Origin of the sequence: Microbacterium sp. SY138, from assembly GCF_039729145.1 — a bacterium.
In the GTDB taxonomy this organism is placed as follows: Bacteria; Actinomycetota; Actinomycetes; order Actinomycetales; family Microbacteriaceae; genus Microbacterium; species Microbacterium maritypicum_A.
Genome location: NZ_CP155793.1, coordinates 2,003,677 through 2,023,898, shown reverse-complemented (window position 1 = coordinate 2,023,898; position 20,222 = coordinate 2,003,677). Strand labels below are relative to the sequence as shown.

Genomic DNA, 20,222 nt, shown 5'->3' with positions numbered 1-20,222 from the left:
GTGAACAGATGCGTCGACCTCGTCCCATCGCCCCGGCCGCCGGACAGGAATCCGTCTGGGACTACCCGAGGCCCCCGCGCGTCGAGCCGGTCACGGAGCGCGTCACGATCCGCCTCGGCGGAGACCTGATCGCCGATACCCGTCGTGCGGTGCGCGTGCTGGAGACGAGCCACCCTCCCGTGTATTACCTTCCGATCGCCGACTTCGTCCCCGGTGCACTGGTCGAGGCCGATGGTGCATCGTTCTGCGAGTTCAAGGGCGCGGCCCGCTACTTCGACGTGCGCAACGGCGGCACCGTGCGCCGGGGCGCCGCCTGGAACTATCCGAATCCGACACCGGGATTCGAGGCGCTGACCGATCGGATCGCCGTGTACGCGGCCCCGATGGACGAGTGCACGGTGGGCGACGAGATCGCGACGCCACAGCCGGGTGGGTTCTACGGCGGCTGGGTCACCTCGTCCGTCGTCGGCCCTTTCAAGGGCGATCCCGGTTCCCTGGGCTGGTGACGGTCGGCCCCACCGACGATCAGAACGCGCGCAGGTTCGCCTGCAGGCCACCCTCTGCGTACTCGCGTCGGAGGATCCCGCGGCGACGCAGAACGGGTACGAGCTCATCGAGCGTCCGGTGCAGCGTCACGGGGTGGAAGTCGCCCCACAGCAGCACGCCGTCGTTGCCCCAGTCGCCGAGCTCCTCGATCACGTCTGCGAACTCCTCGGCGGTGCCGACGAATCCGGTGCGATCCTTGAGGCGACCGGCGCGGGCGAGCGCGCTCAGATGCGCACGCAGCGGGGCGTCCTCCCCGCGGTCGCCGATCAGGCGCTGGATGCTGCCCCGCGAGACATGGGCGCCGAAGATCGAGAGGTCGAGCGGCCGGTCGAGGTCGAGTGACGTCAGGTCGGTCTCGAGATCACTCGACTGCTTGCGGGCGATCTGCACGAGCGCGGCGTCGTCGGGGTGCGTAGAGGCCGCGACGATGCGATCGGCTTCGTCGCTCGACGACGTGATCACGGGCTGGATGGCGAAGAGGATCTTGATGTCGTCCGGACGTCGGCCTCTCGCGACCGCCGCCTCGTGCACCTTGGCGCGGTAGTCGCGCACGGACTTCTCGTGCAGCGGGGCGAGCGCCAGCTGTACGTCGGAGTTCGCGCCGGCGAAGCCGAGTCCTCGGCCCGAGCCGCCGGGCGAGACGATCGCGGGTTCCCCCTGGGTGAACGGCACGGCGTTCAGCGGTCCGTCGAACGCGAAGTAATCGCCCCGGTGCGTGACGGCCCGCAACCGCGTGCCTTCGGCGAAGACATCGGTCTCGCGGTCGGCGACGAGGGCCCCGTCATCCCAGCTGCGCCAGAGCGAGCGGATGCCGGTGAGCCATTCCTCGGCGCGGTCGTACGCTTCGTCGTGTCCCAGCTGCGTCGCGTCGGAGAAGTGGCGGGCGCTGCCGGTGTCGGTGACGACGTTGAGTCCGAGCCGGTGACCGCTGAGGTGCTGCAAGGTCGCGAACTGCCGCGCCGCCGTGTAGGGGAGGGAGGCGGCGGGATTCACCGTCGGGACCACGCCGAGATGCCTGGTCGCCTGGAAGAGGTACGGCGCGAGGAGGAGCGGATCATGCTTCGGCCCGCCGAAAGCGTGCCGCACCCGCAGGTCGATCGTCGAAGGCGATCCCAGAGATGGTGCGTCCTCGATGATGACCAGATCGAACCCGGCCTGTTCGAGCGTCCGCGCGGCCTCCTGATAGATCTCGGGACGCGTCCAGTCGTAGTCCCAGTCGAGCGACGGATACCCCCAACCCTGCGGGCCGAAGCCACGGGCGACGAACCAGCCGAAGTGCTGAGGGCGGGTCATGCCACCGTCTCCCGCACACCCTGGAGCACGCGAGACAGGTCGGAGAGAAGATCGTCGACGTCCTCGATGCCGATCGACAGGCGGAGGGTGCCCGGTCCGACGCCGAGGATCTCGCGTTCTTCGTCGGTGCGCTGCGCATGACTCGTTGTCCCCGGATGCAGCACCAGGGAACGGACGTCTCCGATGTGGGTCATGTGGGTGAAGACCTGGACATCCTCGACGAAGCGGCGCGCTGCGGGGAGTCCGCCCCGAAGGGTGAAGGTGAAGATCGAGCCGGAGCCGCCGTCGAGGTAGCGCTTCCCGAGCGCGTGGTCGGGGTGGGAGGGGAGTCCGACGTAGTCCACGCTCTCGACGGCCTCGTGCTGCTCCAGCCACCGGGCGATCTGCAGAGCATTGCGGGACTGACGCTCGACCCGGAGTCCGAGCGTCTCCACGCCCTGTCCGATCAGGAAGGCGTTGAGCGGCGAGGGAGAGGCGCCGAAGCGCGGAGCCACCGACTCCCTGGCGTACGCGATGCGGGCACGACCGCCGTGTCGCGCGAAGACACTGGGCGTCTCGCCTCGACCGGGAAGTACGAGGTGGGGGGCGTTGTGGCCCGCCAGCTCGGCGTCGAAGCGTCCGTCGTCGACGAGCACGCCACCGAGCACGGAGCCGTGACCGGCGAGGAACTTCGACGCGGAGTGGACCACGATCGCCGCTCCGTGCTCGAGAGGCCGCAGCAACGCAGGCGTGGCCAGCGTGTTGTCCACGATGAGCGGGATGGCGTGCTCGTCGCCGATGCCGCTGACGGTGCCGATGTCGAGCACGTCGTTGCGCGCGTTGGCGAGCGATTCGGCGAACAGCGCACGGGTGTTCGGGCGTATCGCCGAGCGCCAGGCCTGCGGATCGGCGATGTCGTCGACGAACGTCGTCTCGATGTCGAGCCGCGCAAGGTTGTCGAGGAACAGGCCTCTGGTGCCTTCGTAGATGTGCGTGGACGACACGATGTGATCGCCGGCGCCCGCGACGGTCAGCAGGGCTGTGGCGACCGCCGCCTGCCCGCTGGCGACGAGCACGGCGTCCGCTCCCGATTCGAGGGCGGCCAGTTGCCGTTCCACCGCGCGCACCGTGGGGTTCCCGGTGCGCGTGTATCCGAAGCCTGTCCCTGTGCGGAAATGATCGGCTGCGTGATCGAAGTCGTCGAACTCGAAGCCCGCCGTCAGGTAGATCGGCGTCGCGCGCGACGCCGCAGTCTCGCGGGTTCTCGCCGCATGGACCGCGCGTGTGGCGAAGCGGGCGGAGTCGACGGTCATGCGGTGCCTCTCGGTCGGTCGGGGTGCTCAACAGAGTGTCATGACGGGGAGGAGCATGTCCGAGCGGTGGTAATCTGACGTCATGCGGGCCGTCCTCCTTCTTCTTAGGCGCCGCGACGAGACCTCGTTCTGAGCCCCTCCTCGTCGCGGAGTCCATCGTGGGCCGAACCGCCAGCCACAGGAGACACGCAATGACCACCCCCGCAAACGGTGCCGATCCCGCACGCCGCAGAACTCTCGCAGAGAAGGTCTGGGACGACCATCTCGTCGTGAAGGGTGAGAACGGCGAGCCGGATCTCATCTACATCGACCTGCATCTGGTGCACGAGGTCACCAGCCCGCAAGCCTTCGACGGACTGCGCAGCGAAGACCGCCCGCTGCGCCGTCTCGATCTCACGATCGCCACCGAGGATCACAACACCCCGACGTGGGAGATCGACAAGCCGATCGCCGATCTCACCAGCCGTACGCAGATCGAGACGCTGCGCCGCAACGCGGCCGAGTTCGGGGTGCGTCTGCACTCGCTGGGTGATGCCGAACAGGGCATCGTGCACGTGGTGGGTCCTCAGCTCGGGCTGACGATGCCCGGCATCACGGTGGTGTGCGGCGATTCGCACACGTCGACCCACGGCGCATTCGGCGCGATGGCGTTCGGCATCGGCACGAGCGAGGTCGAGCATGTCATGGCGACCCAGACGCTCCCGCTCAAGCCGTTCAAGACGATGGCGATCAACGTCGAGGGGACGCTCCGCCCCGGTGTCACGGCCAAGGACATCATCCTCGCGGTCATCGCGAAGATCGGCACCGGCGGCGGTCAGGGATACGTGCTCGAATACCGCGGCAGCGCCATCCGCGCCCTGTCGATGGAGGGCCGGATGACCATCTGCAACATGTCCATCGAGGCCGGGGCCCGCGCCGGCATGGTCGCTCCCGACGAGACGACGTTCGCATACCTCGAAGGCCGCCCGCATGCGCCGAAGGGACAGGACTGGGAAGAGGCCGTCGCGTACTGGCGCACGCTGCCGACCGACGACGGCGCGACGTTCGACGCCGAGGTGTTCATCGATGCCGACCAGCTCGAGCCCTTCGTGACGTGGGGCACGAACCCCGGTCAGGGCAGCTCGCTCTCGGCCTCGGTGCCCGACCCGGCCGAGATCGACGATCCGAACGAGCGCGCCGCCGCCGAGCGTGCGCTGGAGTACATGGATCTGACTCCGGGGACACCACTCAAGGAGGTGCCGGTCGACGCGGTCTTCATGGGGTCGTGCACCAACAGCCGTATCGAGGACCTGCGTGCGTTCGCCTCGATCATCGAGGGCAAGAAGAAGGCCGACGGGGTGCGGGTCATGGTCGTCCCCGGATCCGCCAGGGTGCGGCTGGAGGCCGAGGCGGAGGGCCTCGACAAGGTCATCAAGGACTTCGGGGCGGAGTGGCGCTTCGCCGGATGCTCGATGTGCCTCGGGATGAACCCCGATCAGCTGGCTCCGGGGGAGCGCTGTGCGTCCACCTCCAACCGGAACTTCGAGGGCCGGCAGGGCAAGGGAGGGCGCACGCACCTCGTCTCGCCGCTCGTCGCCGCAGCCACCGCGATCCGTGGCACCCTGTCCAGCCCGAGCGACCTCACGGAAGGGTTCTGAATCATGGAGAAGTTCACCACTCACACGGGTATCGCGGCGCCTCTGAAGCGCTCGAACGTCGACACCGATCAGATCATCCCCGCCGTCTTCCTCAAGCGGGTCACGAAGACCGGTTTCGAGGACGCTCTGTTCCACGGATGGCGTCAGGATCCCGATTTCGTTCTCAACCAGGCGCCTTTCCAGGGGGCATCGGTGCTTCTCGCCGGACCCGACTTCGGCACCGGATCCAGCCGCGAGCACGCGGTCTGGGCGCTCCGGGATTTCGGCTTCAAAGTCGTGCTCAGCCCGCGCTTCGCCGACATCTTCCGGGGCAATTCGGGCAAGCAGGGTCTGCTCGCCGCGACGATCTCGGAAGAGGATCTCGAGCGGTTCTGGGCTGAGATCGACCGGAATCCCGGGGTCCAGATGACCGTCGACCTCGAGGCGCGCACCGCGTCCATCGGCGACGTCCAGGCCGACATCGGTATCGACGATTACACTAGATGGCGGCTCCTCGAAGGGCTCGATGACATCGGGCTCACGCTGCGCAACGAAGACAAGATCGCGCAGTTCGAGGCCCGTCGCGAGTCGTGGCGGCCCCGAACCCTTCCCGTTCAGTAAGACGGTGGGGGCGGGGGAGCCAGGGGCAACCCGCCCCCGAAATCCGTGAATGAAGTGAGGCTCCGAATGACGACACCTGTGCGCGACGCTCTTCCGGACGGAGTCCCTGCCCTCACCGGAGACGTCCTCGCCATCCGAGGCGGACGTCCGCTTCGCGGCCGTGTCGATGTCAAGGGCGCGAAGAACCTGGCGACGAAGGCCATGGTCGCCTCGCTCCTGGGCGAGACCGTGAGCACTCTGCGCGACGTGCCGGCGATCAGTGACGTCGCCGTCGTGCGGTCGCTGCTCGAGGTGCACGGCGTTCGCGTATCCGAGGGCGATGAGCCCGGTTCGCTCGTGTTCGACCCGAGCGATGTGGAGTCGGCGCACTTCGAGGAGATCGACGCCCACGCGGGAGCCTCGCGTATCCCGATCCTGTTCTGCGGACCGCTGCTGCACCGTCTCGGTCAGGCGTTCATCCCCGACTTGGGTGGATGCCGCATCGGGGATCGTCCCATCGACTTCCATCTGGACGCTCTGCGCAAGTTCGGCGCGATCGTCGAGAAGCTGCCCAGCGGCATCCGCCTCTCGACGGGGGGAAGCCGTCTGCACGGCGCCAACATCCACCTTCCGTACCCGAGCGTCGGTGCCACGGAGCAGGTGCTGCTCACCGCCGTCCGCGCCGAAGGCGTGACGGAGCTGCGCAACGCGGCCATCGAGCCCGAGATCATGGACCTGATCGCCGTGCTGCAGAAGATGGGCGCCATCATCTCGTACGAGCCGAACCGCGTCATCGTGATCGAGGGCGTCGAGAAGCTCCGCGGATACGACCACAGGTCGATCTTCGACCGCAACGAGGCGGCATCGTGGGCATCCGCGGCGCTGGCCACCGACGGCGAGATCTTCGTCGGCGGCGCCAAGCAGCAGGAGATGCTCACGTTCCTCAACGTCTTCCGCAAGGCGGGCGGCTGGTTCGACATCCAGGAAGACGGCATCCTCTTCCGTCGCGACGGCGACATCAAGCCCGTCGTGATCGAGACCGACGTGCACCCCGGCTTCATGACCGACTGGCAGCAGCCGCTCGTCGTCGCTCTCACGCAGGCACACGGCCGCTCCGTCGTGCACGAGACCGTGTACGAGAATCGGATGGGGTTCACCGATGCCCTGGTCAAGATGGGGGCCGACATCGTCGTGCACCCCCGTGGTCTCCAGGACGGCCCGCGCCGCGTTCCGCGGCGGGACCTGGAGCAGGCGGCAGTCATCACCGGCCCGACGCCTCTGCATGGCGCGAACATCGTGGTTCCCGATCTCCGCGGCGGCTACAGCCATGTGATCGCGGCACTGACGGCCACCGGCGAATCGAAGGTGTCGGGTGTCGACATCCTCAGCCGCGGCTACGAGAAGTTCCTCGCCAAGCTCGACGCGCTCGGCGCCGACTTCGACGTCATCCGGTGACCGCGGTGACGTCCCGATCATCGGAGACGAAGCGTCCGAGCATCTTCTGGCCGCTCGCGGCGCTGATCATCCCGCCGGTCTCTCTGATCGCGAAGATCCGTGTCCGCGGGGCCGAGAAGCTGCCCCAGGAGGGGTCGTACGTCCTGGCGCCGAACCACTACTCCGAGTTCGATCCGCTCATCGTCGCCGTCGCCGTGTGGCGCTCCGGTCGCGCGCCGCGGTTCATGGCGAAGGAGAGCCTCTTCTCGGTCCCGGTGCTGGGCTGGTTCCTGCACCGCACCGGGATGATCCCGGTCGCGCGGACCTCGTCCGCTGCCTCCGCACGGCAGACGATGAAGCAGTCGGAGGAGCTCGTCGAGCACGGCCGCGGCGTGATCGTCTACCCTGAGGGCACGCTCACGCGTGATCCCGACCTGTGGCCGATGCGCGGCAAGTCGGGTGCGGTACGCCTGGCCCTCGCCGATGGCATCCCGCTGATCCCGATGGCCCAGTGGGGCACCCAGGCGATCATGGGGCGCTACCAGAAGGGTCTGAGCCTCTGGCCGCTGCGCAAGCCGGTCCAGGTGCTCATCGGCGATCCGGTCGACGTCTCCGATCTGCGCGAGCGTGCCGGAGAGCCGGCGGCCCTCACCGAGGCCACCAATCGACTCATGAACGCGATCACCGCGCTCCTCGAGGAGCTGCGGGACGAGAAGGCACCGGCGGAGCGGTGGAACCCCGCGAGCCATGGGCAGAAGGAGACCGGGCGCCTTGACTCCTAAGAGAACCGTTGCAGCAGGCCCACGGGCCACCGTCATCGGCTCGGGCAGCTGGGGGACCACCTTCGGCAAGATCCTCGCCGACGGGGGCGCCCAGGTGACGATGTGGGCGCGTCGTGCCGAACTCGCCCAGGAGATCAACGAGGCCAAGCGCAATTCGCGCTACCTGCCAGGGATCAACCTTCCCCGCACGATGGCGGCGACCCACGAGCTCGCGACCGCGCTGGAGGGGGTGGACCAGGTCTATCTCTCCGTGCCGAGTCAGTCGCTGCGCGAGAACCTGAAAGCTCTGCGGCCGCTGATCGCGGACAGCGACGCGAAGATCATCAGCCTCATGAAGGGTGTCGAACGCGGCACCGGATTGCGCATGAGCCAGGTGATCCAGCAGGAGCTGCGGTGTGACCCCGATCGCATCGCGGTGGCTTCGGGGCCGAACCTCGCCCTCGAGATCGCTCGGGAGCAGCCGACCGCCGCCGTCATCTCCTCACGCAGCCAGGAGACGGCGGAGATCGTCGCACGCGCGGCCCGCAACAGCTACTTCCGTACCTTCGTGAACACCGATGTGATCGGTACCGAGTTCGGTGGCGTCCTCAAGAACCTGATCGCCGTGGCCATCGGCATCGTGGACGGTGTCGGCTACGGCGAGAACACCAAGGCGTCGATCATCACCCGTGGACTGGTCGAGATGACCGACTTCGCGGTCGCGAACGGCGCGCACCCGGAGACGCTTCAGGGCCTCGCCGGTCTGGGCGACCTCATCGCCACGTGCCAGTCGCCACTGAGCCGCAACAACACCGCCGGGCGACTGCTCGGTCAGGGATACAGCTTCCAGGACGTCGTGAAGCAGATGCAGCAGACAGCCGAGGGACTCGCCTCCGTCGCGCCCATCCTGCAGCTCGCTCGCGAAGCCGAGGTCGACATGCCCATCGTCGAGCAGGTGAAGATGGTGCTCGACGGCAAGATGGATCCGCGAGACATCGCACCCCACCTGACGACGGACGACGACACCCCGCAGGGTGAGAGGACCAACCATGGACAAGCAGACGGTGGTGGTGCTCTTCGGCGGGCGCTCCAGCGAGCATTCGATCAGCTCCGCAACGGCGGGGGGCGTGCTGGGCGCGATTGACCGCGACCGCTACGCCGTGATCCCCGTCGGGATCACCCGTGAAGGAGCGTTCGTCCTCGAGGACGACGATCCGGCGAAGTTCCCGCTCGATGCCGCGCACCTCCCCGAAGTCGTCGACAACGGCACTCGGGTGCTGTGGCCGGAGCCCGGTGGCGACCGCACGTTGCGGGTCGTGCACGCCGATGGCACCGTCGAGGGGCTGGGGGAGATCGACGTCGTCCTGCCCATCCTGCACGGACCCCACGGGGAGGATGGCACGATCCAGGGCTACTTCGACACCCTCGAGGTCCCCTACGCCGGAGGCGGTGTCCTCGATTCCGCTCTGTGCATGGACAAGCACTTCATGAAGATCGCGCTCGAGGCATCCGGCATCGCGGTCGCGCCGTGGGTGACGGTGCGCCGAAAGGACTGGGACCGCAGTGCCGCAGACGTTCGTGCGCGTGCTGCGGAACTCGGCCTCCCGGTGTTCGTGAAGCCCGCCCGTGCGGGCTCGAGCGTCGGAGTGTCCAAGGTCGAGACCGCCGACGAGCTCGACGCGGCTCTGGCGGTGGCTTTCGCCGAAGACGACAAGGTCCTGATCGAAACCGGGGTGAGCGGGCGCGAGATCGAGGTGGCGGTGCTCGAGACCGCTGACGGAGTCAAGGCTTCGCTGCCCGGCGAGATCGTCTTGACGTCGCGGGGCTTCTACGATTTCGAGGGCAAGTACCTGGGCGGTGACGGCGTGGACGTCGTGTGTCCGGCCGAGGTGACGGATGCGGAGTGCGCAGCGATCCAGGAGATCGGCGTCCGCGCGTTCGAGGCTGTCGACGGACGAGGCCTCGCTCGTGTCGACATGTTTCTGACGCCGTCGGGTGAACTCGTGGTCAACGAGCTCAACACGATGCCGGGATTCACCCCGATCTCGATGTTCCCCAAGTGCTGGGTCGCATCGGGCCTGAGCTACGGCGATCTCATCACCGAGCTCATCGAAGCGGGCCTGCGCCGCTGAGATCGGAGTTCCCCGGGGGCGGTCAGCCCGCGGGGAACTCGACGCGGTCCGTGCACTGTCCGGTCGCCGGCTGGAGCCCGGACTGGATGCTCGCCGAGATCTTGTCGACGATCGCCTGGAAGTCGATCTGTTCGCCACGGCGGATCGTCACTTCCACCGCGGGGTCGCGACCGAAGGTGACGAGGCGCTGACGGTCCTCTTCCTGGTCGAGCACGAGCCAGTCGACGCCGCCGAGGGTCGTGCACACCAGGGCCGACGGCGCAGGGGGTTCGACACCGCACCGCAGCACGACTGTGGGGTCGCCCCAGGCACCGGTCGCCTGCGCGTCGGTGAAGACGCGATCGAGTCCGCCGACGGACTCCGGCAGCAGCACCGAGACGTTCGCACACGCCGGATTGTTCGCATCGGCTGCAGGCTCGAGGTGCACGGTGGTCGAGCAGCCGGCGAGCACCGCGGTGAGGGTCACTGCCCCGGCGAGGACAGCGAGGCGACGGGAACGGGGCATGCTTCCAGGCTACCTTTGACAGCATGCCCTCCCGACACGAAGCCGACGATCCGCGCCTGGGAGATCTCTCCGAAGGGCGCATCCTGCAGGCGATCCTCACACGGACGCCGACGGGGGCCCACACGCTCATCGGGCCGGGAGACGATGCGGCGGTGATCGCCACGCCGTCGGGTTCCGTGGTCGCGACGACGGACACCCTCGTGCACGGCCCGGACTTCCGGCTCGCATGGTCGAGCGGGTACGACCTCGGCTGGAAGGCCGCAGCGGTGAACCTCGCGGATGTCGCGGCGATGGGGGCGCGCCCGACCGCGCTGCTGGTCGCTCTCGCGGTGCCGCGCGACCTGCGGCTCTCTTTCGTGGAGCGGCTCGCCGACGGCTTCCGCGATGCGTGTGCCGCGCTCGCCCCCGGCTGCGCCGTGGTCGGCGGCGACCTGACGGTGTCGGATGTGCTGACCGTGGCGGTGACGGCGCTGGGCGACCTCGAGGGACGCACTGCCGTGACCAGGAGCGGTGCGCGCCCCGGAGATGTCGTCGCGGTCGCCGGTGAACTCGGTCATGCCGCACGTGGACTCGCGGTGCTGTTCGGTCGATTCCGAGACGGCGACGTGCCGGTGGCTGTCGATGCCGCGAAGCTCGCCGCCGGAGAGCGCGCGGCGGTGACGGCGCAGCTGCGGCCCGCGCCCCCGATCGGCCTCGGCGCAGTCGCCGCGACGGCGGGGGCGACGGCGATGATGGACGTGTCCGACGGACTCGCCCTCGATGCGCGACGGATGGCCGCGGCTTCCGGCGTCACGATCGCGCTGGAACGAGCCCTTCTCGGGGACGATCCTGAGCGAGCGATCGCCGGAGGGGAGGATCACGCCCTGCTCGCCGCGTTCCCCGAGGGCGTGCTCCCGCCCGGGTTCCGCGTCATCGGCGCCGTTCGTGCTGCCGGACCGGAAGATCTGCTCTGCGATGACCTTCCCGTCGACCTCAGCGGGTGGGACCCCTATCGGGACTGGGACTCGGTCGCAGGCTGATCGACCGGCTCGTCGTCCTCGTCGGCAGCGGGCTCGGCCCACCAGATGGTGGTGTCGCCGTAGGTCTTCTCCCGGAACTGCTCCAGGTTCGCCGCGCCGAAGTCCGGGGGCGTCGAGCGGCGCGCCCGTTCCACGACGACGACGGCATCCGACGACAGGAGTGGAGCGAGGGCGACGAGATCGGCGGTCATGGCGACGTCGTCGAGGTCGTACGGCGGATCGGTGAAGACGAGGTCGAAGGGTCCCGTCGCGCGCTGCAGGAACGCATGCACCGTGCTCTCGTGCACACGACCGAGCGGGAGACTGCCGGCCTTCGCGACCACGCCGGCGTTTCGTCGGACGATGGCGGCGGCCGGGCGTCCGCGCTCCACGAAGTCGGCACTCGCGGCTCCGCGGCTGAGCGACTCCAAGCCCAGGGCTCCCGATCCGGCGTAGAGATCGAGGACCCGCGCCCCGGCGATCGCGCTCAGTGATTCCAGCGCGCCGAACAACGACTCGCGCACCCGATCGCTCGTGGGCCGTGTGCCCGAGCCCGGCACCTCGAGTCGGGCTCCTCTGGCGCTGCCTGCGATGATCCTCGTCACCCGTTCACGATACGACAGGCGGGATGTCTGCCGTGTCCGTCGCGTTCCCTAGACTCGGAACATGTCGCTCACGCTCGATTCCTCGTTGGAGGATGCGCTCGGTGCGGCGTCTGCCAAGACGCTCGGTCGCGCCTTCGGCATGAAGAGCGTCGGTGACCTTCTCGCGCACTATCCTCGGCGCTACGCCGATCCGGGCGAGCTGACTCCGATCCGCGACCTCCCCCTCGGCGAGACGGTGACCATCGTCGCGGAGGTGCTGTCGTCCAGCTTCCGCCGCATGCGCAATCGTCCGGGAGCCATGGTCGATGTCGTGATCGGTGACGGCATCGGACGCATGTCGTTGACGTTCTTCGCGAAGAACGTCGGTGCTGCCGAGTGGCGATCGAAGGATCTGGCGGTGGGTCGAAGGGGCGTGTTCTCGGGAAAGGTCGGCGAGTTCAACGGTGTGACGCAGTTCGCGCACCCCGAATACGAGCTGTTCGACGACGAGGACTCGGCCCGACGCAGTGCGGATGCGCGGGCCGCCGTCCCGATCCCGATCTACCCGGCTACCTCGGCGATCCAGACCTGGCAGATCGCTCGACTCATCGGACGCGTGCTGGATGATCTCTCCGACGCGCCCGACCCGTTGACGGCGGAGATCCGGGAACGAGAAGAGCTGCTCACCGCTCGCGAGGCCCTGGAGCTGGTGCACCGTCCCCGTACTCGCAACGACATCGATCCCGCCGTGCGAACCCTGCGCATGCACGAGGCACTCACCTTGCAGACCGCGCTGCTCCAGCAGCGCGATGCGATCCGTGCCCTCTCCGCCACCTCACGGCCTGCGAGTGCCGGCGGACTGCTCGAACGCTTCGACGCGAGCCTCCCGTACACGCTCACGCCCGATCAGGAGACGGTGGGACACCAGATCGCCGAGGATCTCGTGGGTGCCTGGCCGATGAACCGGCTCGTCCAGGGAGAGGTCGGTTCGGGTAAGACCCTCGTGGCTCTCCGCGCGATGCTGCAGGTCGCCGAGAGCGGCGGGCAGGCGGCGCTGATCGCTCCGACAGAGGTGCTGGCGGGTCAGCACCTGCGTTCCATCGCGAAGATGCTGGGTCCCGATCTCGCGCCCCAGCTGATGCCGACGCTGTTGACCGGTCAGATGCCGGCGGCGGAGCGTCGCAAGGCTGCTCTGCGGGTTGCTTCCGGTCAGGCGCTGATCGTCGTCGGAACCCACGCGCTGCTGGGGGAGAAGACCACGTTCGCCGACCTCGGCCTGGTCGTGGTCGACGAGCAGCACCGGTTCGGTGTCGAGCAGCGCGAGGCTCTACGGGCGAAGGGGTCGAGCCCGCATGCCCTCGTGCTGACCGCGACGCCGATTCCGCGGACGGTCGCGATGACGGTCTTCGGCGACCTCGACACCTCGGTCATCCGCACCATGCCGGCCGGGCGCGCGGGTATCGAGTCGTTCGTGGCGCCGCTCGCTGAGCACCCGGGGTGGTTCAACCGTGTCTGGGAGCGCGCTGCGGAGGAGATCGCTCAGGGACGACAGGTCTTCGCCGTCTGCGCAGCGATCGACACCACCAAGAAGACGACGGAGGCGGGGGAGCAGCCGTCGCTCGCTCCAGAAGGGGCCTCCGGGCCGCGATGGGGCGTCGTACAGCTCGACGAAGCCCTCGCCACCCATCCCACTCTGGGCGGATTGCGCCGCGCCGTTCTGCACGGTCGTATGCCGTCGGACGAGAAGGACGCGGTGATGCAGTCGTTCGCCCGGGGAGACATCGATCTGCTGCTCGCCACCACGGTGATCGAGGTCGGCGTCGACGTGCCCAACGCCTCCACGATGATCGTTCTCGATGCCGATCGTTTCGGCGTCTCGCAGCTGCACCAGCTTCGAGGGCGCGTCGGTCGAGGGGGTGTTCCCGGGCTCTGCCTGCTCGTGACCGAGGCCGAGGCCGGGTCGCTCGCCCGTGACCGCGTCGACGCGGTCGCCGCCACGCTGGACGGGTTCGCCCTGGCGGAGGTCGATCTGGAGCTGCGCGGGGAGGGCGATGTGCTCGGCGCCGCACAGGCGGGTGTGCGCTCTTCTCTGAAACTCCTCCGCGTCGTCAAGGATGCCGGCCTCATCACGCGTGCGCGCGAGGTGGCGGAGGGCATCCTCTCCGTCGATCCGGATCTGGCCGACCACCCGGGCCTGCGCGAGGCGATCGGACGACGTGTGAGCGACGAGGATCGAGCGGCGCTGGCGAAGAACTGAACCGGAACCGGCGTGCCCTAGGCTGGAAACATGAGCAGCCGGATCGCCGTCGTCCCGGGTTCCTTCGATCCGCCGACCCTGGGTCACCTCGATGTGATTCGGCGCGCGGCCGCCCTTTACGACGAACTGCATGTGCTCGTCGTGCACAACCCGGGCAAAGAGGCGATGCTGCCGATCGCGCAGCGGCTCTCCCTGCTGGAGAAGTCGATCGCGGATGACGGCATGCAGGGCAACATCGTGATCGGTTCGTGGAGCATGGGTCTCCTGGTCGACTACGCCCGCGATGTCGATGCCGGGGTGCTGGTGAAGGGTATCCGCTCGCAGATCGATGTCGCGTACGAGTCTCCGATGGCGATCGTCAACAGGCACCTCGCCGGTATCGAGACGGTGTTCCTTCTGCCCGACCCGTCGCACGCGATGGTGTCGAGTTCGCTCGTTCGCCAGGTGGCTTCCCTCGGCGGCGACGTGACCCCGTTCGTTCCCGCCGCAGTGGCAGATTTTCTCGACACCGGTTCCCGCGGTATCTGAGTCCCTTCCCTGAGCGCGCGGTCAGGGCGACCGCTCGCGTCGGCCGGTAGCATGGAACGGTGCGCTCTCGAATGAACGGCCCTTTTGTCCTCCCCGTCCGCGACATCGTCCGGCGCCCGGGCGAGATGCGCGAGCACGAGTTCACCGTCGCTCTCTCCGAAGCCTGGGGTGAGGGGATCGTGTCCTACGAGGCGGGATCCGAACTCGATCTCGACGTCCGGCTGGAGTCCGTCCACGAGGGCATCCTCGTGTCGGGAACCGCTGACGCCGAGTACGTCGGTGTGTGCGGAAGATGCCTCATCGACATCACTCGGCCCGTCGAAGTCGAGTTCCAGGAGCTTTTCGCGTATCCTGGTGAGGAAGAAACTGACTTCGAGGTTCAAGACGACCACGTGGATCTTGAAACTCTCGTCAGGGATGCGGCCGTACTGGCACTTCCTTTTCAGCCGGTGTGTCAGCCGGATTGCCCGGGTCTTGACCCGAAAACGGGTGAACGACTGACCGTGAGCACCGGAACGGAGCAGGCCGCTCCCATCGATCCTCGGTGGAGTGCGCTCCAGAACATCACAGACCAAGACGGCACGGAAGAATCTCGTGCCGCCGAGAAAGAAGAGAGCTAGTCATGGCTGGTAACCCCCCGAAGCGCAAGGTATCCCGTTCGAACACCCGCTCGCGCCGCGCGCAGTGGAAGGCGGCGCCCGTCGCGCTCGTCAAGACGATCGAGAACGGCCAGGTCGTCTACAGCCGTCCCCACCAGGCGAAGGTCGTCACCGACTCGCAGGGCACGGAGCTCTTCCTGGAGTACAAGGGCCGCAAGGTCGCTGACGTCTGAGTCGCGTACCGTGACGGAGGTCCCCGGGGGGACGAGGCCTCTCCCAGATAAGCTCCGCGTCGATATCGACGCGGAGCTTCTGGAGTTGGCCCTGACCCACCGCTCCTACGCGTACGAACACGGCGGCATCCCGCACAACGAGCGACTGGAGTTCCTCGGAGACTCCGTCCTCGGGCAGGCGGTGACCGTCATGCTCTTCACCACGCACCCCGACCTCGATGAGGGCGAACTGGCGAAGCGGCGTGCGAGCGTCGTGTCGACGGTCGCTCTCGCCGAGGTCGCTCGAGGGATCGACCTCGGCAGTCATCTGCTGCTCGGTCGCGGCGAAGAGCAGACGGGTGGCCGAGACAAGGATTCGATCCTCGCCGACACGATGGAAGCCGTCATCGGAGCCACCTACCTTTCCGCAGGTCCCGAGGCCGCCACGGAACTCGTGTTGCGTCTGACGAAACCGCTGCTGGCCGACCCGGAACGCTACGGCGCGGCGATGGACCCGAAGACCAGCCTGCAGGAACTCGCGGCCCGCGTCGGTGCGACGCCTCCGCAGTACTCGGTGGAGGCGAGCGGTCCGGATCACGACCGTCGTTTCGTGGCGACCGTCATCGTCGGCGACGTGAGCATGACCGGTGCCGGCAGCAGCAAGAAGACAGCCGAGATGGCCGCGGCTCTCAGTGCCTGGCGCACCCTCAGCGAGCGTGCCTGAGCTTCCCGAGGTCGAGGTGGTCCGGGCGGGCCTCGCCCCGGCCGCGGTCGGATCTCTGATCACCGCGGTGAGCGTGTTCGACGAGCGAGCGCTCACGCGGCACGTCGCCGGCGCCGCCGATTTCGTCGCTCGTCTCGAGGGTCGGACCTTCACCGCAGCCTCTCGCCGGGGGAAGTTCCTCTGGCTTCCGCTCGACGATGAGGATTCCGCGCTCATCGCGCACCTCGGGATGAGCGGACAGATGCTGTTGCGCGCACCGGACGCCGGTGCCGAGCGGCATGAGCGGGTGCGCATCGGCATCGAGCATCCCGTCCACGGCGAACTCGCGATCGTTTTCGCCGACCAGCGCACCTTCGGGTCACTCGCGGTCGATTCCCTGGTGGATGACGACGGTTCTTCGATTCCGACGCAGGTCGCGCACATCGCCCGCGATCCGCTGGATCCGGCTTTCGACGACCGGGCGTTCCGTGCCGCTCTGGCACGGCGGGGGAGCGCGATCAAGCGCGTACTCCTCGACCAGGGCGTCGTGAGTGGGATCGGCAACATCTATGCCGATGAGTCGCTGTGGGCGGCGCGCATCCACCCGGAGACACCATCCGACCGACTCTCCACACAGGCGGTGCGCCGACTGCTGAACGAGGTGCGGCTCGTGCTGGCGAAGGCGCTCGCGGAGGGCGGCACCAGCTTCGACGCGCAGTACGTGAATGTGAACGGCCAGGCCGGGTACTTCGCGCACTCGCTCAATGCCTACGGGCAGCAGGGAAAGCCCTGCCCGCGATGCGGCACGCCGATCATCCGGGAGAGCTTCATGAATCGCGGTTCGCACTTCTGCCCGCGGTGCCAGCGGCTGCCGAAGTAGGTCGCGTGCTCGGGCCGGGAGCCTGAACGCTGTGTGCGTCAGGCTCCCGGCCCGTCAGTCACCGCAGGTGCGGAGTGGCGGTCACGCCGTCTGGAAGGAGCGCTGGAGCAGCGGGCGGGTGGCCCATGTGGTCGCCCACACCACACCGATCCCGACGGTGACCACGAGCGCGATGGTCATCAGAGAGACCGGAGCGGTGATCAGCGCGATACCGACCAGCGGGAACACCAGGAGCGCAGCCACCAGCGCCGACCCGATCGCCGTCACGAGCAGAGGCGACATGATCGCGCGTCGGCGTGCCCGGTCCACGGTGTCGAGCGGCATTCCGAGGTGGTGCAGGCTGCGGTGCAGTTCGCTCTGGTCGAGAACGTCCGAGGCCTGATTGACGCCGACGGACGCCGCGACCATCAGGAAGGAGCCGATGAGCGTGATGATGAGTCCCGTGCGGATGTCGTCGGCGAGCGCGATGTCGGCAGCGGCGGCGTCGGAATCGCTCATCATGCTCATCAGCGCCACTCCGGTGCCGGCGAAGACGGCCATGAAGCTCGCCATGGCGATTCCACCCACCTGGCGCCAGGCTGCCTTGGGCGAGTCCAGCACGATGCGTGCGGCCAGCAGCCGCTCGGGTCGCTCGGCGCGACGCAACTGACGCGATGCCGCGACCTTGAGCACCCACGGTCCCACGAGATTCAAGACACCGAGTGCGGCACCGAACAGTCCCGCGAGGACGACGATCGTCATCACGACTCCACCCACCGAGGGGAACACCTTGATGAGTGCGAACGCGATGGCGATCGCGCCGGCTGCCAGTACTGCTCGAATCCAGTGCACCTTCGGCACATCAGTGCGCGTACGGACGCCCAGCGGCGAGATGACGACGCGACGAAGTCCGATGACGGCGCTGGTGGCTGCGAGCGCGAGCACGGCGACCACGACGATGACGGTCTGCAGCGGAGGGAGGACCACGGCCGCGAACCCGAGCGGCTCCCCGCGGAACGGGATGAGCCCGATGAGCGGACTGATAGCGACATGCCCGATGACGCCGGCGAGGGCGCCGACCGCCGCGACGAGGACGGACTCCGTGACCGTCGCGATCGTCACCCCGCCAGGTGACACACCGAGCAGGCGGAGGGTGGAGAGCCGTTCATCGCGTCGACGCGCGGAGAGACGAGCCGCTGCCCCGCCGAGGGACATCAGCGGCACGACCAGGAGAACGAGAGCGATCGCTGCAAGCCCCTGGTATAAGGGTGCGAACTCATCGGTCCATCCCCAGAAGGACTGTGCGCCCCCGATGACCGTGAGCACCAATGTGGTCACGACCCCGAACGCGACGACGGGCAACGCGAGGACGCTGCCCTGTCCGGGCGCCGGACGCAGGAGGAGCGCCAGCACGTTGCGATTCATGCGGCCACCGCCGAGGAGATGATACGTCCGTCGCGCACGGCGATCGTACGGGAGCAGCGGGCGGCCACCTCCGGGTCGTGTGTGACCACCACGAGTGTCCGCCCCTGCCCGGTCGTCGACCACAGCAGGGCGTCCATCACCTCGGAGGAGGTGGTCGAATCGAGCGCACCGGTCGGTTCGTCGGCGAAGACGAGCTCTGCGCCGGTGGCCTGTGCTCGGGCGATCGCGACGCGTTGTGCCTGACCGCCGGAGAGCTCGCCGATGCGGCGTTCCTCCATACCGGCGAGTCCGAGGGCCGCGAGCCAGGATCCTGCGTGCTGTACGGCATCCTGACGACGGACGCCGTTGATCATGGATGCGAGAGCCACGTTCTCGACGGCGGTCAGCTCGGGAATGAGAAGCCCCTGCTGGAAGACGAAGCCGAACCTCTCGCGACGCAGACGCGACCGCGTGGACTCGCCGAGTGCGGTGACCTCGATCGGGGCGCCCTCGGCGGGGCGGAACAGTACGCTGCCGGAATCGGGGGCGGTGATCCCGGCCAGCACGTGGAGGAGCGTGGTCTTCCCCGATCCGGAGGCGCCCATGATCGCGACGGCCTCGCCACGATGGATCGCGAGGTCGACGCCGGCGAGAGCGCGGGTCGTCCCGAAGTTCTTGATGAGGGCGTGGGCTTCGATCACGGGGATGTTCATGGTTCCAGCCTCGCCGAGCGATCCTGCGCCGTCGTCGCCCCGGCGGATGACCGCGCGGGCCCGACGTCATCCCGAAGAATGAGATCGGGTCCGCGCGCACCTCAGATCTTCTTCTGCCACGCGCCCGCGTACGACACGGGCACGAAGCCGATCGCCTCGTTGATGCTCAGCATCGGTCGGTTCTCCTCGGCGTTGAAGGTGGAGACGACGGTCGAGAGAGGCATGAGCTCGCGCCATCGGAGCAGGTTCGCGCACTTCACGATCGTGCCGAGGCGGTGCCCTCGGTGCTCCTTGCTGACCAACGTTCCGAACTGATGGGTGACACCGGTGCGATCCGCGGCGATGAGCAACTCGTTGTAGGCGACGAGCTGGCCGCTCGGCACATGTAGCACGGCGGCCACGGACACCGTCTGACCCGCACCGAGAAGTCGCGCTTCGCGGCGGACGACGCGGTCCGCGTCCCAGTGTTCCTCGGCGAAGTCCATGTCGCCGCTCGGGGCATCCGTGGAAAGACGTGCGAGCACGGCGGCGAAGCCGTCCCGCCACTCCGGAGGCGTCGGCATGTTCCACTCGACGATGCGGTAGTCCGGCCCGGCGAACGCGCTCGCGTCCGCCAGAGCATCGCGGAGCGGGCGGACGTCGCTGTGCAGGTCATACTCACTGTTGCGCTCGACCTGTTCCAGCGAGTAACCATGGTCCTCGGCGAGCTCGGAGAGCGGGGTGGCGGGGATGCGTCCCCATCCCGTTCGAGGCACGAGCATCCGGTCGGCTTCCACGGGACGGTGGAGACTCCAGATCTGCAGGACGGTTCGCCCGTGAGCGCGTGCTTCTTCTTCGGCGCGGTCGAGCAGAGCGGCCTCGACGCCGAGCCCCCAGTGCGCTTGCGGAACCAACAGGTCGATCTCGGCCGCATGGGCTTCGGCCTCCTGGGCGAGTGTGACCGTCACCATGCCGACGATCTCGTCATCGATCCGTGCCACGAACCCACGGTCGAGCGCGTCGCTGTCGTCCTGCCAGTTCGGCAGCATCTGCGCGGCGTCCGGCGCGAGATCGGGGAGTCCCACCTGCTCGTCGCACACGAGTCGGTTGAGGTCTCCGTACGCGCGGAACTCCGCGGCGTCGTCGGCATCCAGGGAGACCGGCACGATCAGCGGTGTGATGGTCGGTTCGGTGGTCTTCATGTCAG

General features: G+C 68.1%; 21 protein-coding genes. 14 read left to right on the top strand and 7 right to left on the bottom strand.

Features of this window, described 5'->3' with window-relative positions:
* Positions 1-8 precede the first annotated feature (8 nt).
* Positions 9-506: a DUF427 domain-containing protein gene (locus ABDC25_RS09660; RefSeq protein ID WP_029259080.1), complete on the top strand. Its 498-nt coding sequence runs from the start codon at positions 9-11 to the stop codon at positions 504-506.
* Between the two features lie 19 nt (positions 507-525).
* On the opposite strand, the gene ABDC25_RS09655 is transcribed toward ABDC25_RS09660, so the two are convergent.
* Together ABDC25_RS09655 and ABDC25_RS09650 are read right to left on the bottom strand one after the other, a co-directional pair.
* On the bottom strand, positions 526-1,839 hold the full coding sequence (locus ABDC25_RS09655; protein WP_347122753.1) for an LLM class flavin-dependent oxidoreductase: 1,314 nt from the start codon (positions 1,837-1,839) through the stop codon (positions 526-528).
* Complete coding sequence (locus ABDC25_RS09650) at positions 1,836-3,131, bottom strand: PLP-dependent transferase (RefSeq protein ID WP_347122751.1); 1,296 nt, start codon at positions 3,129-3,131, stop codon at positions 1,836-1,838. The genes ABDC25_RS09655 and ABDC25_RS09650 overlap by 4 nt, the downstream gene beginning before the upstream one ends.
* 191 nt (positions 3,132-3,322) lie before the next feature.
* Here ABDC25_RS09650 and leuC point away from each other — a divergent pair, with 191 nt between their 5' ends.
* From leuC to ABDC25_RS09620, 6 genes are all read left to right on the top strand, one after another.
* A complete protein-coding gene (gene leuC, locus ABDC25_RS09645; protein WP_347122749.1) occupies positions 3,323-4,768 on the top strand; it encodes a 3-isopropylmalate dehydratase large subunit in 1,446 nt (481 codons plus the stop codon).
* 3 nt (positions 4,769-4,771) lie between these two features.
* Entirely contained in the window at positions 4,772-5,368 is a 597-nt protein-coding gene (leuD, locus tag ABDC25_RS09640) for a 3-isopropylmalate dehydratase small subunit (protein WP_021200427.1), read from the top strand.
* A gap of 66 nt (positions 5,369-5,434) precedes the next feature.
* Complete coding sequence (murA, locus tag ABDC25_RS09635; protein WP_347122747.1) at positions 5,435-6,802, top strand: UDP-N-acetylglucosamine 1-carboxyvinyltransferase; 1,368 nt, start codon at positions 5,435-5,437, stop codon at positions 6,800-6,802.
* A complete protein-coding gene (locus ABDC25_RS09630; RefSeq protein ID WP_029259084.1) occupies positions 6,799-7,563 on the top strand; it encodes a lysophospholipid acyltransferase family protein in 765 nt (254 codons plus the stop codon). Before murA ends, ABDC25_RS09630 begins: the two co-directional genes overlap by 4 nt.
* A complete protein-coding gene (locus ABDC25_RS09625; protein WP_029259085.1) occupies positions 7,553-8,686 on the top strand; it encodes an NAD(P)H-dependent glycerol-3-phosphate dehydrogenase in 1,134 nt (377 codons plus the stop codon). The genes ABDC25_RS09630 and ABDC25_RS09625 overlap by 11 nt, the downstream gene beginning before the upstream one ends.
* The gene (locus ABDC25_RS09620; protein ID WP_036271561.1) at positions 8,592-9,674 is read left to right on the top strand and encodes a D-alanine--D-alanine ligase family protein; all 1,083 of its coding nucleotides are present in this window, start codon (positions 8,592-8,594) and stop codon (positions 9,672-9,674) included. Before ABDC25_RS09625 ends, ABDC25_RS09620 begins: the two co-directional genes overlap by 95 nt.
* A gap of 22 nt (positions 9,675-9,696) precedes the next feature.
* On the opposite strand, the gene ABDC25_RS09615 is transcribed toward ABDC25_RS09620, so the two are convergent.
* Complete coding sequence (locus tag ABDC25_RS09615; RefSeq protein ID WP_021200432.1) at positions 9,697-10,179, bottom strand: DUF3515 domain-containing protein; 483 nt, start codon at positions 10,177-10,179, stop codon at positions 9,697-9,699.
* A gap of 23 nt (positions 10,180-10,202) precedes the next feature.
* Between ABDC25_RS09615 and thiL the strand changes: the two genes are divergently transcribed.
* Entirely contained in the window at positions 10,203-11,198 is a 996-nt protein-coding gene (thiL, locus tag ABDC25_RS09610; RefSeq protein WP_167254242.1) for a thiamine-phosphate kinase, read from the top strand.
* Here the strand turns inward: thiL and rsmD are convergent.
* Positions 11,168-11,782 carry a 16S rRNA (guanine(966)-N(2))-methyltransferase RsmD gene (gene rsmD / locus ABDC25_RS09605; protein WP_167254240.1) on the bottom strand — a complete coding sequence of 205 codons (615 nt, stop codon included), beginning with the start codon at positions 11,780-11,782 and terminating at the stop codon, positions 11,168-11,170. The genes thiL and rsmD overlap by 31 nt on opposite strands.
* A gap of 61 nt (positions 11,783-11,843) precedes the next feature.
* On the opposite strand from rsmD, the gene ABDC25_RS09600 reads away from it, so the two are divergent.
* The 6 genes from ABDC25_RS09600 (at position 11,844) to mutM (ending at position 16,940) form a co-directional block, all read left to right on the top strand.
* Positions 11,844-14,018 carry an ATP-dependent DNA helicase RecG gene (locus ABDC25_RS09600; RefSeq protein ID WP_029265468.1) on the top strand — a complete coding sequence of 725 codons (2,175 nt, stop codon included), beginning with the start codon at positions 11,844-11,846 and terminating at the stop codon, positions 14,016-14,018.
* A 30-nt stretch (positions 14,019-14,048) separates the two neighbouring features.
* Positions 14,049-14,546 (top strand): pantetheine-phosphate adenylyltransferase, encoded by a 498-nt coding sequence (gene coaD, locus ABDC25_RS09595; protein WP_021200436.1) that lies wholly within the window; start codon positions 14,049-14,051, stop codon positions 14,544-14,546.
* 71 nt (positions 14,547-14,617) lie between these two features.
* A complete protein-coding gene (locus tag ABDC25_RS09590) occupies positions 14,618-15,166 on the top strand; it encodes a DUF177 domain-containing protein (RefSeq protein WP_021200437.1) in 549 nt (182 codons plus the stop codon).
* Between the two features lie 2 nt (positions 15,167-15,168).
* On the top strand, positions 15,169-15,378 hold the full coding sequence (rpmF, locus tag ABDC25_RS09585) for a 50S ribosomal protein L32 (protein WP_017830754.1): 210 nt from the start codon (positions 15,169-15,171) through the stop codon (positions 15,376-15,378).
* A gap of 10 nt (positions 15,379-15,388) precedes the next feature.
* Positions 15,389-16,081, top strand: a complete 693-nt coding sequence (gene rnc, locus ABDC25_RS09580) for a ribonuclease III (RefSeq protein WP_029265467.1) — start codon at positions 15,389-15,391, stop codon at positions 16,079-16,081.
* On the top strand, positions 16,074-16,940 hold the full coding sequence (gene mutM / locus ABDC25_RS09575) for a bifunctional DNA-formamidopyrimidine glycosylase/DNA-(apurinic or apyrimidinic site) lyase (RefSeq protein WP_347122742.1): 867 nt from the start codon (positions 16,074-16,076) through the stop codon (positions 16,938-16,940). The genes rnc and mutM overlap by 8 nt, the downstream gene beginning before the upstream one ends.
* 81 nt (positions 16,941-17,021) lie before the next feature.
* On the opposite strand, the gene ABDC25_RS09570 is transcribed toward mutM, so the two are convergent.
* From ABDC25_RS09570 to ABDC25_RS09560, 3 genes are all read right to left on the bottom strand, one after another.
* Positions 17,022-18,344, bottom strand: coding sequence for an FtsX-like permease family protein (locus ABDC25_RS09570; protein WP_167254234.1), 1,323 nt, complete (start codon positions 18,342-18,344; stop codon positions 17,022-17,024).
* On the bottom strand, positions 18,341-19,036 hold the full coding sequence (locus ABDC25_RS09565; RefSeq protein WP_021200441.1) for an ABC transporter ATP-binding protein: 696 nt from the start codon (positions 19,034-19,036) through the stop codon (positions 18,341-18,343). The genes ABDC25_RS09570 and ABDC25_RS09565 overlap by 4 nt, the downstream gene beginning before the upstream one ends.
* Before the next feature lie 101 nt (positions 19,037-19,137).
* Positions 19,138-20,217 carry a GNAT family N-acetyltransferase gene (locus ABDC25_RS09560; RefSeq protein ID WP_021200442.1) on the bottom strand — a complete coding sequence of 360 codons (1,080 nt, stop codon included), beginning with the start codon at positions 20,215-20,217 and terminating at the stop codon, positions 19,138-19,140.
* Between the last annotated feature and the right edge of the window lie 5 nt (positions 20,218-20,222).

Coding starts and splice junctions, on each gene's coding strand:
- ABDC25_RS09660 (WP_029259080.1), top strand. CDS start 9: ATGCGTCGACCTCGTCCCATCGCCCCGGCCGCCGGACAGGAATCCGTC.
- ABDC25_RS09655 (WP_347122753.1), bottom strand. CDS start 1,839: ATGACCCGCCCTCAGCACTTCGGCTGGTTCGTCGCCCGTGGCTTCGGC.
- ABDC25_RS09650 (WP_347122751.1), bottom strand. CDS start 3,131: ATGACCGTCGACTCCGCCCGCTTCGCCACACGCGCGGTCCATGCGGCG.
- leuC (WP_347122749.1), top strand. CDS start 3,323: ATGACCACCCCCGCAAACGGTGCCGATCCCGCACGCCGCAGAACTCTC.
- leuD (WP_021200427.1), top strand. CDS start 4,772: ATGGAGAAGTTCACCACTCACACGGGTATCGCGGCGCCTCTGAAGCGC.
- murA (WP_347122747.1), top strand. CDS start 5,435: ATGACGACACCTGTGCGCGACGCTCTTCCGGACGGAGTCCCTGCCCTC.
- ABDC25_RS09620 (WP_036271561.1), top strand. CDS start 8,592: ATGGACAAGCAGACGGTGGTGGTGCTCTTCGGCGGGCGCTCCAGCGAG.
- ABDC25_RS09615 (WP_021200432.1), bottom strand. CDS start 10,179: ATGCCCCGTTCCCGTCGCCTCGCTGTCCTCGCCGGGGCAGTGACCCTC.
- thiL (WP_167254242.1), top strand. CDS start 10,203: ATGCCCTCCCGACACGAAGCCGACGATCCGCGCCTGGGAGATCTCTCC.
- ABDC25_RS09600 (WP_029265468.1), top strand. CDS start 11,844: ATGTCGCTCACGCTCGATTCCTCGTTGGAGGATGCGCTCGGTGCGGCG.
- coaD (WP_021200436.1), top strand. CDS start 14,049: ATGAGCAGCCGGATCGCCGTCGTCCCGGGTTCCTTCGATCCGCCGACC.
- ABDC25_RS09590 (WP_021200437.1), top strand. CDS start 14,618: ATGAACGGCCCTTTTGTCCTCCCCGTCCGCGACATCGTCCGGCGCCCG.
- rpmF (WP_017830754.1), top strand. CDS start 15,169: ATGGCTGGTAACCCCCCGAAGCGCAAGGTATCCCGTTCGAACACCCGC.
- ABDC25_RS09570 (WP_167254234.1), bottom strand. CDS start 18,344: ATGAATCGCAACGTGCTGGCGCTCCTCCTGCGTCCGGCGCCCGGACAG.
- ABDC25_RS09565 (WP_021200441.1), bottom strand. CDS start 19,036: ATGAACATCCCCGTGATCGAAGCCCACGCCCTCATCAAGAACTTCGGG.
- ABDC25_RS09560 (WP_021200442.1), bottom strand. CDS start 20,217: ATGAAGACCACCGAACCGACCATCACACCGCTGATCGTGCCGGTCTCC.